This is a genomic window from Actinophytocola sp. (assembly GCF_036402745.1).
Lineage (GTDB): Bacteria > Actinomycetota > Actinomycetes > Mycobacteriales > Pseudonocardiaceae > Actinophytocola.
On the sequence record NZ_DASWSJ010000082.1, the window covers coordinates 1 to 8,205 of the forward strand.

The following is an 8,205-nucleotide window of genomic DNA, read 5'->3' on the forward strand; positions in this document are numbered from 1 at the left end:
TCCGTCCCGGTCCGGTGTGTCGAACATGGACATGGCATCCCCGTCCTGCCGATTTGGTTGGTTCACCGCATTGACGCGGTTCGCCACGCGCAGGTTCTTAACCAGGGATTACGGCCGGACTAGGTGTCTCGTAGATCATCGGGTGAAGTCCCGCGCCGACCACCGGAACCTCAGGGAACCGTGACGGCACCCAGCCACCACCCACCCCGATACCCGCACCATTCGCCGGGACGCAACGGACACTTTCAATCCCGGGGAGGCGGACTAGAACCTCAGGGGACCGTGACGGCACCCAGCCACCACCCACCCCGATACCCGCACTATTCGCCGGGACGCAATGCACACTTTAAATCCCGGGGAGGCGGACTAGTCCTGCGCCGACTGCCGGAACCTCAGGGGACCGTGACGGCACCCAGCCACCATCCACCTCGATACCCGCACTATTCGCTGGAACGCAACGCACACTTGTAATCCCGGGGAGGCGGACTAGTGACGGCACCCAGCCACCATCCACCCCGACACCCACACCATTCGCCGGGACGCAACGCACACTTTCAATCCCGGGGAGGCGGACCAGCCGGGACGCTAGCTCGCGGTGCGGCGGATGCGGCCCGCGTAGTGGGCTTCCAGCGCCAGGTTGCGTTCGAGGCCGCCCGGGACGTTGTTGGAGACGTAGACCGGGGGGATCGTTCCGCTGTCCAGCAGGAGGCGGACCGTCTCGGCCACCACCATCTGGACGAGCAGGGCCGCGGACAGGGACGACACCGCGCCGGCGGACGTGCCGTCCGGTAGCGCGAGCAGCGTGTCGCCGAAGGGGGCGCCGTTGTCCAGGGTCACGTCGGCGAAGTCGGCCAGGCGCTTGCCGGACTCGTGGCGCGCCGGGACGGACGTGGAGTGCTCGACCGACGTGATGGCGATCAGCTTGTGGCCGTTGGACGTGACCACGTGCGCCATCTCGACCACCGCCGAGTTGACCCCGGAGCTCGACGCGATCACGAACAGGTCCCGCGGCCGGGGCGCGGCCAGCTCGTAGAGCCGCCCGGCGACATCACCACGGCGCTCCAGCATGGGATCGGCCAGCACCGACGGGTCCTCGCCGCCGAACTGGACCAGGTCCGACAGCGCGATCCGGTTCGTCGGGATGAGCCCACCGGCCCGGCCGGCCACCTCGAGGGCCGTGCCCTGCGAGTGGCCCGTGCCGAAGGCCTGGATCACCCCGTCCGCCCGCACGCAGTCCGCGAACAGCGACGCCGCCGCGGCGACCTGGGCGGACGACGAGGACGCCACCTCCGAGAGCCGGCGCAGCAGCTCCGCCGCGCTCGACTCGGCACCGATGGACAGCGTCACGGGGCCGTCACCGCCGCCGTCGCGACCCGGACGATCTCCGCGATCACGTCGTCCAGCGAGCGCTTGCCGCCGCTCATCGACCAGTGGTGCACCAGCTCGTTCACCGCCCCGATCAACGCCACCGCGCCGAGGTGGAAGTCCCGCGACTCGGCCTCACCCCGGTCGACGGCCCGCTCGGCCTCCGCCACGAGGAACCGCGCCCACTTCTCCCGCCACGCGATCCGGTGCTGCTCGACCGCGTTGGAGACCCCGATGACCTCCACGTAGGACACCCGGGCCCAGCGCGGGTCGCTCGCCGTGGTGGTGACGAACGCCCGCACCGCGCGGGTGAAACGCTCGCGGATGGGTGCCTCGGCGACGTCCTCGAACGCCCCGAACACCGCCTGGAACGCCTGCTCGATGATCCGGTCGTGCAGGGCCATCAGCAGGTCCTCGCGGCTCGCGAACTCCTCGTAGAAGTTGCGCGTGGACACCCCGGCGTGCGTGCACAGCTTCTCGATCGACGACGCCGCGTAGCCCTCGGTGCCGAACAGCTCCAGACCCGCCATGAGCAGTCGTTCCCTGCGCTCCGCACGCCGCTCGCCGGCCGAGCGTCCGCCGTACGTGCGGCGCGCCACGGCGCCGGTTCCCGCCATCCGCAAACCCCCAATCGGTACCGATCCAGGCTACTGGGGACACCGCGGAGACGTGAAGACCCCTCAGCCCTCGGTCAGCCGGGCGACGAGCGAGGTGTCGTGCTTGCCCTCGGCGAACTCGGGGTCGGCCAGCACCTCGTCGAGGAACTCGCGGGTGGTGTGCACACCCGGCCCCTCGACCCGGAACTCGGCCAGCGCGCGGCGCATCCGCGCGATCGCCTGCTCCCGGTTCGGCGCCCACGCGATCACCTTGGCCAGCAGCGAGTCGTAGGACGCGGGCACCTTGTAGCCGGTGAAGCCGTGCGTGTCCACCCGGACGAACGGGCCGCCCGGCGGGGTGAACTCGGTCAGCGTCCCGGGCGCCGGCGCGAAGTTCCGCTTCGGATCCTCCACGTTGACCCGGCACTCGATCGCCGCACCGCGCAGCACGACGTCCTCCTGGCGCAGCCGCAGCGGCTCACCGGAGGCGACCCGCAGCTGCTCGGCGATCAGGTCCACGCCGGTCACCATCTCGGTCACCGGGTGCTCGACCTGGATGCGGCAGTTGACCTCCATGAAGTAGAAGTCGTTCTCGGTGTCCACGAGGAACTCGAACGTGCCCGCGCCGACGTAGCCGGTGGCGAGCGCGCCGCGCACCGCGGCCGCGCCCATCCGCTCGGTCAGCTCGGCCGGCAGGCCGGGCGCCGGCGTCTCCTCGACCAGCTTCTGGTGCCGCCGCTGCACCGAGCAGTCCCGCTCGCCCAGGTGGATCGCGTTGCCGTGGGTGTCGCACAGCACCTGGATCTCCACGTGCCGCGCGGACGGGAGGTAGCGCTCGACGTAGACCCGGCCGTCGCCGAACAGCTGCAGCGCGACGGCCTTGGTCTGCTGGTAGGTCCGCGCGAAGTCGGCCGCTATGTCCACAATGGACATACCGCGCCCGCCGCCGCCCGCGGCCGCCTTGATGATCACCGGGTAGCCGATCTCGTCGGCCAGCCGCTTCGCGGACTCGGCGTCGGCCAGCGGCTCGACGCTGCCCGGCAGCAGCGGCAGCCCGGCCTCGGTCATCGCCGCCCGCGCGGAGGTCTTGTCCCCGAGCCGGGCCATCACCTCCGGCGGCGGGCCGATGAACGTGATGCCCTCGGCCTCGCACACCTCGGCGAAGTCGGAGTCCTCGGACAGGAACCCGTAGCCGGGGTGGATCGCGTCCGCGCCGGTGATCCGGGCCGCCTCGATGACGGCCGCGGCGTTGAGGTAGCTCTGCCGGGACGGCGCGGGCCCGATCCGCACGGCCTGGTCGGCCATCCGCACCACCGCCGAGTCGGCGTCCTCGGTGGAGTAGACGGCGACCGTGCGGACGCCGAGCTCACGGCAGGCGCGTAACACGCGCACCGCGATCTCGCCCCGGTTGGCGATCAGAATCGTGTCGAACATCGTGCACCTTTCCGGGCTGGGTCAGGCTGCGAGGTCGGAGTCGGCGGCGAGGCGGAACAGCGGCTGGCCGTACTCGACGCCCTCGCCGTCACCCACCAGCACCTCCTCGATGCGCCCGCCGCACTCGGCCTCCACGGGCAGCATCAGCTTCATCGCCTCGATGATCGCGATCTGCTGGCCGGGCGCGATCTCGTCGCCCTCGGCCACGAACGGCGGCGCGCCCGGTGAGGGCGAGCGGTAGAACGTGCCGACGGTGGCCGCGTTCAGCGTCGGGCCGGCCGGCTCGGCCGGGGCCGCGGGCACGGGGAGGGCGGTGACCGGCGCGACGGCGCCGTCGGCGGCCGTTGCCGCGGCGGCCGGGGTCCAGCCCATCTCCACGGACACGTCGCCCACCCGCACGTTGAGCGTGCTCGGCGGCCGCGGCGAGGTCCTGAGCAGGTCGGCCGCGGTCTGCAGCACGGCGTTGAGCACGCCCTCGATCTCCTGGCGCTCGTCTCCTGGCTCGCGACCGTGCTCGTCGAACGCGGTGTGCCCGTTGGTGTTGTGCACGGCACGGGGGAGTCGCTGAGTCATGTCCTGCCTTCCCGGGTCGGTCATCAGCTGCCGGCTCCGAACGCGCGGAACCTGGCCCGGCGGTCGGCGATGAGTTGGGTATCGTCGAGCGGAAGCAGCTCCCGCAGGCTGGCCAGCAGCGCGGCCCGCAGGTGCTGCCCGGCGGCGACGTTGTCCGCCTGGGTGCCGCCGGCCGGCTCGGGCACGATCCGGTCGACGACGCCGAGCGGGAGGAGCTCGGCGGAGGTCATGCGCAGGGCCTCGGCGGCGCGCGGTGCGGCGGTCGGGTCGTTCCACAGGATCGCGGCGCACCCCTCCGGGCTGATCACCGAGTACACCGCGTTGGCGCAGATCAGCACGTGGTTGGCGACGCCGAGGGCGAGTGCGCCGCCGCTGCCGCCCTCGCCGGTGACGACGCTGACCACCGGCACCGGCAGCGCGGCCATCAGCCGGATGTTCTCCGCGATCGCGATGGCCTGGCCGTGCTGCTCGGCCTCCTTGCCCGGGTAGGCGCCGGGGGTGTCGATCAGCGAGATGACCGGGATGCCGAGCTTGGCGGCCAGCCGCATCAGCCGGGCGGACTTGCGGTAGCCGGCCGGGGTCGGCATGCCGAAGTTGCGGGCCGCGAGCTCGGCCGCGGTGTGGCCCTTCTGGTGGCCCATGACCATCACCGGGATGCCGGCGAGGCGGCCCAGGCCGGCGACGATCGCCGGGCAGTCCGCGCCGAGCCGGTCGCCGCGCAGCTCCTCGAAGTCGTCGAGCAGCAGGCCGAAGTAGTCGGCCGTGGTGGGCCGGTTGAGGTCGCGGGCCCGCTGGACGACGTGCCACGGCTCGCCGCCGGTGGCCTCCGCCGCGTCCTCGGCCGGCGCCTCCGCCGCGATCACGTGGTCGCGCGGCACCGGCGTGCCCATCGACAGCAGCCGGGCCAGCGTGGGGCGCAGCTCCTGGCGCGGCCGGATCATGTCGATCAAGCCGTTGGCCAGCAGGAACTCGGCGGTCTGGAAGTCCGGCGGCAGCGTCTGCTTGATCGTCTGCTCGATCACCCGCCGGCCGGCGAACCCCAGCCGGGCACCGGGCTCGGCGATGATCACGTCGGAGAGCGTCGCGAACGAGGCCGCGACACCGCCGAAGGTCGGGTCGGTCACCAGCGTGATCGTCAGCAGGCCGGCCTCGTCGAGGCGGCCGAGCATCGCGCTGGTCTTGGCCATCTGCATGAGCGCGACGGCGCCCTCCTGCATCCGGGCGCCGCCGGACGCGGTGGCGATCAGCAGCGGCACCCCCCGCTCCATGGCGGTCTCGCCGGCCAGCGTGATCAGCTCGCCGACCGAGCCGCCGAGGCTGCCGCCCATGAACTCGAAGTCCATGACCGCGATGACCAGCGGGTTCCCCTCGATGCTGCCGCTCGCGCACAGCACCGCCTCGTCCAGGCCGGTCTTGCGCCGGGCGTCGGCCAGGCGTGCCGGGTAGGGCTTCGAGTCGGTGAACTCGAGCGGGTCCGCGGAGTGCACCGGCAGGTCGAGCAGCGTCACGGTGCCCGGGTCGAGCAGTTGGTCGATGCGCTGGCGGGCGTTCACCCTGCCGTGGTATCCACAGTCGGGACAGACTCGGAGACTCCGGCTCAACCGCTTGTCATAGACCAGGGAGCGGCACTGGCGGCAGCTCACCCATTCGACCGGCTCGGCTGAGGTTGCGGTCCCGGCTGCGTCAGCGGCAGCGGTCACGGCGGCCCTCCTTGGTTCATTAGGCGTCGAAGCGAGATTCGCCCTGCTGACTCCAAGTCGGCTCAAGGATCGGTTGAGTCGGTGGTGACGACCGCTGGAGATCGCCGGTGAGCCTGGTCACCGGCGGTTGGTGCGCAGTCCTTCCGCGAGGGCCTCGAGCGCGGGGAGCGCCTCGGTGAGCGCGTCGCCGACGTCCGGGGACAGCCCGTCGAGGATCTTGGCGACGGTCTCCGTGCGGGCCTCGAGAATCCGCTGGTGGGTCTGCCGGCCGGCGTCGGTGGCCTCCAGCAGCACCACGCGCTGGTCGGCCGGGTCGGGCCGGCGGCGCACCAGGCCGTCGGCGTCGAGCTTGGAGACGAGCCGGGACACCATGGTCGGGTTGAGCCCCTCCAGCTCGGTCAGCTCGGCCAGGCCGAGCGGGCCGCGGTAGGCGACGAGGCCCAGCACGGACGCTTGGGTGGGAGTCAGGCCCTCGCCCGAGGACGACGCGTTGAGCAGGCGGGCCAGCCTCCCGATGACCCGGCGCAACCTCGTCACTGCTTCGGCGTCCACCTCTGCCTCCAGTTGGGGGTGGTCAGTCGGGATGGTCAGTTGGGATAGTCACAGTTCGATTGATTGCTTGTCGGCAAGCAAATAGTATCGGCTACATGGGGACAGGAAGCGTACGAGGAGATGTCCCCGCCGCCGTCCCTGCCGTCACCGTCCCTTCGGAGCTGGCCGGCGCGGACCCGCTGCCTCGCCGCCACGTGGTCTTCGCGGTCGTGGCGATCGCGCTGTTCATGGCGTCGGTCGACCAGACCATTGTCGCCACCGCGCTGAACGCGATCCAGACCGATCTCGGCGCCGAGCTGACCTGGAGCGGCTGGACGATCACCGTCTACTCGCTGGGCCAGATCATCGCGATGCCGATGGCGGGCAAGCTCGGCGACCACTTCGGCCGCAAGCGGGTGTTCCTGGTGGGCATCTGCGTGTTCACCACGGCCTCGCTGGCCTGCGGGTTCGCGTCCAACATCTACCTGCTGGTGGCGCTGCGCGCGGTCCAGGCCATCGGCGGCGGCGCGTTCATCCCGTCCGCGACGGGCATCGTGGCCGACCACTTCGGCCGGCACCGGGACCGCGCGGTCGGGATGTTCACCAGTATCTTCCCGATCGGCGGCATCATCGGCCCGATCCTCGGCGGGATCATCGTCACCTACGCCGGCTGGCGGACGATCTTCCTGGTCAACGTGCCGATCGGGATCCTGCTGCTCGTGCTGTCGGCAAAGCTCATCGCGGAGTCGCCCCGCAAGCCGGCCGCGCGGATCGACTTCGGCGGCCTGGCCCTGCTGGCGACGCTGATGCTGTCGACGATGTACGGGCTGACCAACCTCGACCTCGGGTTCACGAGCCCGTGGTTCCTGGTGCCGGAGCTGGCCGCGGTCGGGACGGCTGTTCTCTTCGTCCGGCACACGATGCGCCACCGGGCGCCGTTCATCCCGATGGCGTTCATCGCGGGCCGGGGCTTCGGCACGATGAACGTGCTGAACCTGCTGTTCGGCGGGGCGGCCATCGGGTTCGCCGCGCTGGTGCCGCTGTATGCCGAGGACCGCTACGACCTCGACCCGCTGGCGGCCGGCACGCTGCTCACCGCGCGCGGGGTCGGGATGATCTGCATCGCGGCGCTGGCCGTGCTGGCCCTGCGCCGGCTGGGCCACCGGCTGCCGATGCTGTTCGGCTTCAGCATCCTCATCCTGGGCCTGTTCCTGATGGCCCTGCCGCCGCCGGGGATCTCGGGCTACCTCTGGTTGTCGATCTCGTCGGGGATCACGGGGATCGGCATGGGGATGTCGGTGCCGGCGTCGAACAACGCGGGGCTGCAGCTGGCGCCGGACCAGATCGCCTCGATCGCCGGCCTGCGCGGGATGTTCCGGCAGAGCGGCGCGATCATCGCGGTCTCGGTGACGACGGCGGTGCTGGCGAACAGCAGCAACCCGGCGATGGCGCAGGCGCACGCGTTCGTCGTGCTGGCCATCCTGCTGATCGCGGCGGTCCCACTGATCTGGACGATCCCCGACCACCGCGGCAGCTGGTAGGGCACGGTCAGCCACAGGCGAGACCGCTCTCCGCGGCGGCCAGCTATGGCAGGGCGGCCCGCGCTAGCAATAATGAGCAACTTTGCTGTCCCACCCGACGAACAACCCCCTGTGCCCGCTGGCGGTGAGCGGGGGCCGCTTTGTCTAGTAGCCCGCGCCAACGGGCCATCCCACCTCATCCTCAGTAGCTGGCCTCCAGCTCGAGGCGGCGGGCGGCAGCTCGTCGCCGAAAGCCCATTGGGCTGCGGCATCGTGGAGGAGGGCGACGGAGATGGCGGACTCCTTCGGAAACCTGGCGTACTCGGGGTTGTACGGGTCCATGATCAGCACGACGTCATCGCGACCGAGATCGCCCTGGGTCAACCACTGGTAGCTGTCCCCGTTGGCGTCGACGACCAGCAAGGCCGCTGCGGCGACCTCGTGAGCTTGATCGATGTCGAAGTACAGGCTGGACGGAAGGAACTC

8 protein-coding genes are annotated in these 8,205 nt (G+C 71.1%); 1 reads left to right on the forward strand and 7 read right to left on the reverse strand.

Going from position 1 to position 8,205, the window contains the following annotated elements:
- Window positions 1–585 precede the first annotated feature (585 nt).
- From VGD70_RS08030 to VGD70_RS08055, 6 genes are all read right to left on the reverse strand, one after another.
- Window positions 586–1,347 carry an SIS domain-containing protein gene (locus tag VGD70_RS08030; RefSeq protein WP_331079678.1) on the reverse strand — a complete coding sequence of 254 codons (762 nt, stop codon included), beginning with the start codon at window positions 1,345–1,347 and terminating at the stop codon, window positions 586–588.
- A complete protein-coding gene (locus VGD70_RS08035; protein WP_331079680.1) occupies window positions 1,344–1,982 on the reverse strand; it encodes a TetR/AcrR family transcriptional regulator in 639 nt (212 codons plus the stop codon). Before VGD70_RS08035 ends, VGD70_RS08030 begins: the two co-directional genes overlap by 4 nt.
- Window positions 1,983–2,045: 63 nt before the next feature.
- On the reverse strand, window positions 2,046–3,395 hold the full coding sequence (gene accC, locus VGD70_RS08040; RefSeq protein ID WP_331079682.1) for an acetyl-CoA carboxylase biotin carboxylase subunit: 1,350 nt from the start codon (window positions 3,393–3,395) through the stop codon (window positions 2,046–2,048).
- Between the two features lie 21 nt (window positions 3,396–3,416).
- The gene (locus VGD70_RS08045; protein ID WP_331079683.1) at window positions 3,417–3,968 is read right to left on the reverse strand and encodes an acetyl-CoA carboxylase biotin carboxyl carrier protein subunit; all 552 of its coding nucleotides are present in this window, start codon (window positions 3,966–3,968) and stop codon (window positions 3,417–3,419) included.
- 23 nt (window positions 3,969–3,991) lie between these two features.
- The gene (gene accD / locus VGD70_RS08050) at window positions 3,992–5,668 is read right to left on the reverse strand and encodes an acetyl-CoA carboxylase, carboxyltransferase subunit beta (protein ID WP_331079685.1); all 1,677 of its coding nucleotides are present in this window, start codon (window positions 5,666–5,668) and stop codon (window positions 3,992–3,994) included.
- A 117-nt stretch (window positions 5,669–5,785) separates the two neighbouring features.
- Complete coding sequence (locus tag VGD70_RS08055) at window positions 5,786–6,220, reverse strand: MarR family transcriptional regulator (RefSeq protein WP_331079687.1); 435 nt, start codon at window positions 6,218–6,220, stop codon at window positions 5,786–5,788.
- 95 nt (window positions 6,221–6,315) lie between these two features.
- Between VGD70_RS08055 and VGD70_RS08060 the strand changes: the two genes are divergently transcribed.
- Window positions 6,316–7,740, forward strand: coding sequence for an MFS transporter (locus VGD70_RS08060; protein WP_331079689.1), 1,425 nt, complete (start codon window positions 6,316–6,318; stop codon window positions 7,738–7,740).
- A 144-nt stretch (window positions 7,741–7,884) separates the two neighbouring features.
- Here VGD70_RS08060 and VGD70_RS08065 read toward each other — a convergent pair.
- Window positions 7,885–8,205: hypothetical protein (locus tag VGD70_RS08065; protein WP_331079691.1), on the reverse strand; the 321-nt coding region annotated here is incomplete at its 5' end.

Bases quoted from the DNA above. Each gene is read 5' to 3' on its own strand.
- VGD70_RS08060 (WP_331079689.1), top strand. From the start codon at position 6,316: ATGGGGACAGGAAGCGTACGAGGAGATGTCCCCGCCGCCGTCCCTGCC.
- accC (WP_331079682.1), bottom strand. From the start codon at position 3,395: ATGTTCGACACGATTCTGATCGCCAACCGGGGCGAGATCGCGGTGCGC.
- VGD70_RS08035 (WP_331079680.1), bottom strand. From the start codon at position 1,982: ATGGCGGGAACCGGCGCCGTGGCGCGCCGCACGTACGGCGGACGCTCG.
- VGD70_RS08045 (WP_331079683.1), bottom strand. From the start codon at position 3,968: ATGACTCAGCGACTCCCCCGTGCCGTGCACAACACCAACGGGCACACC.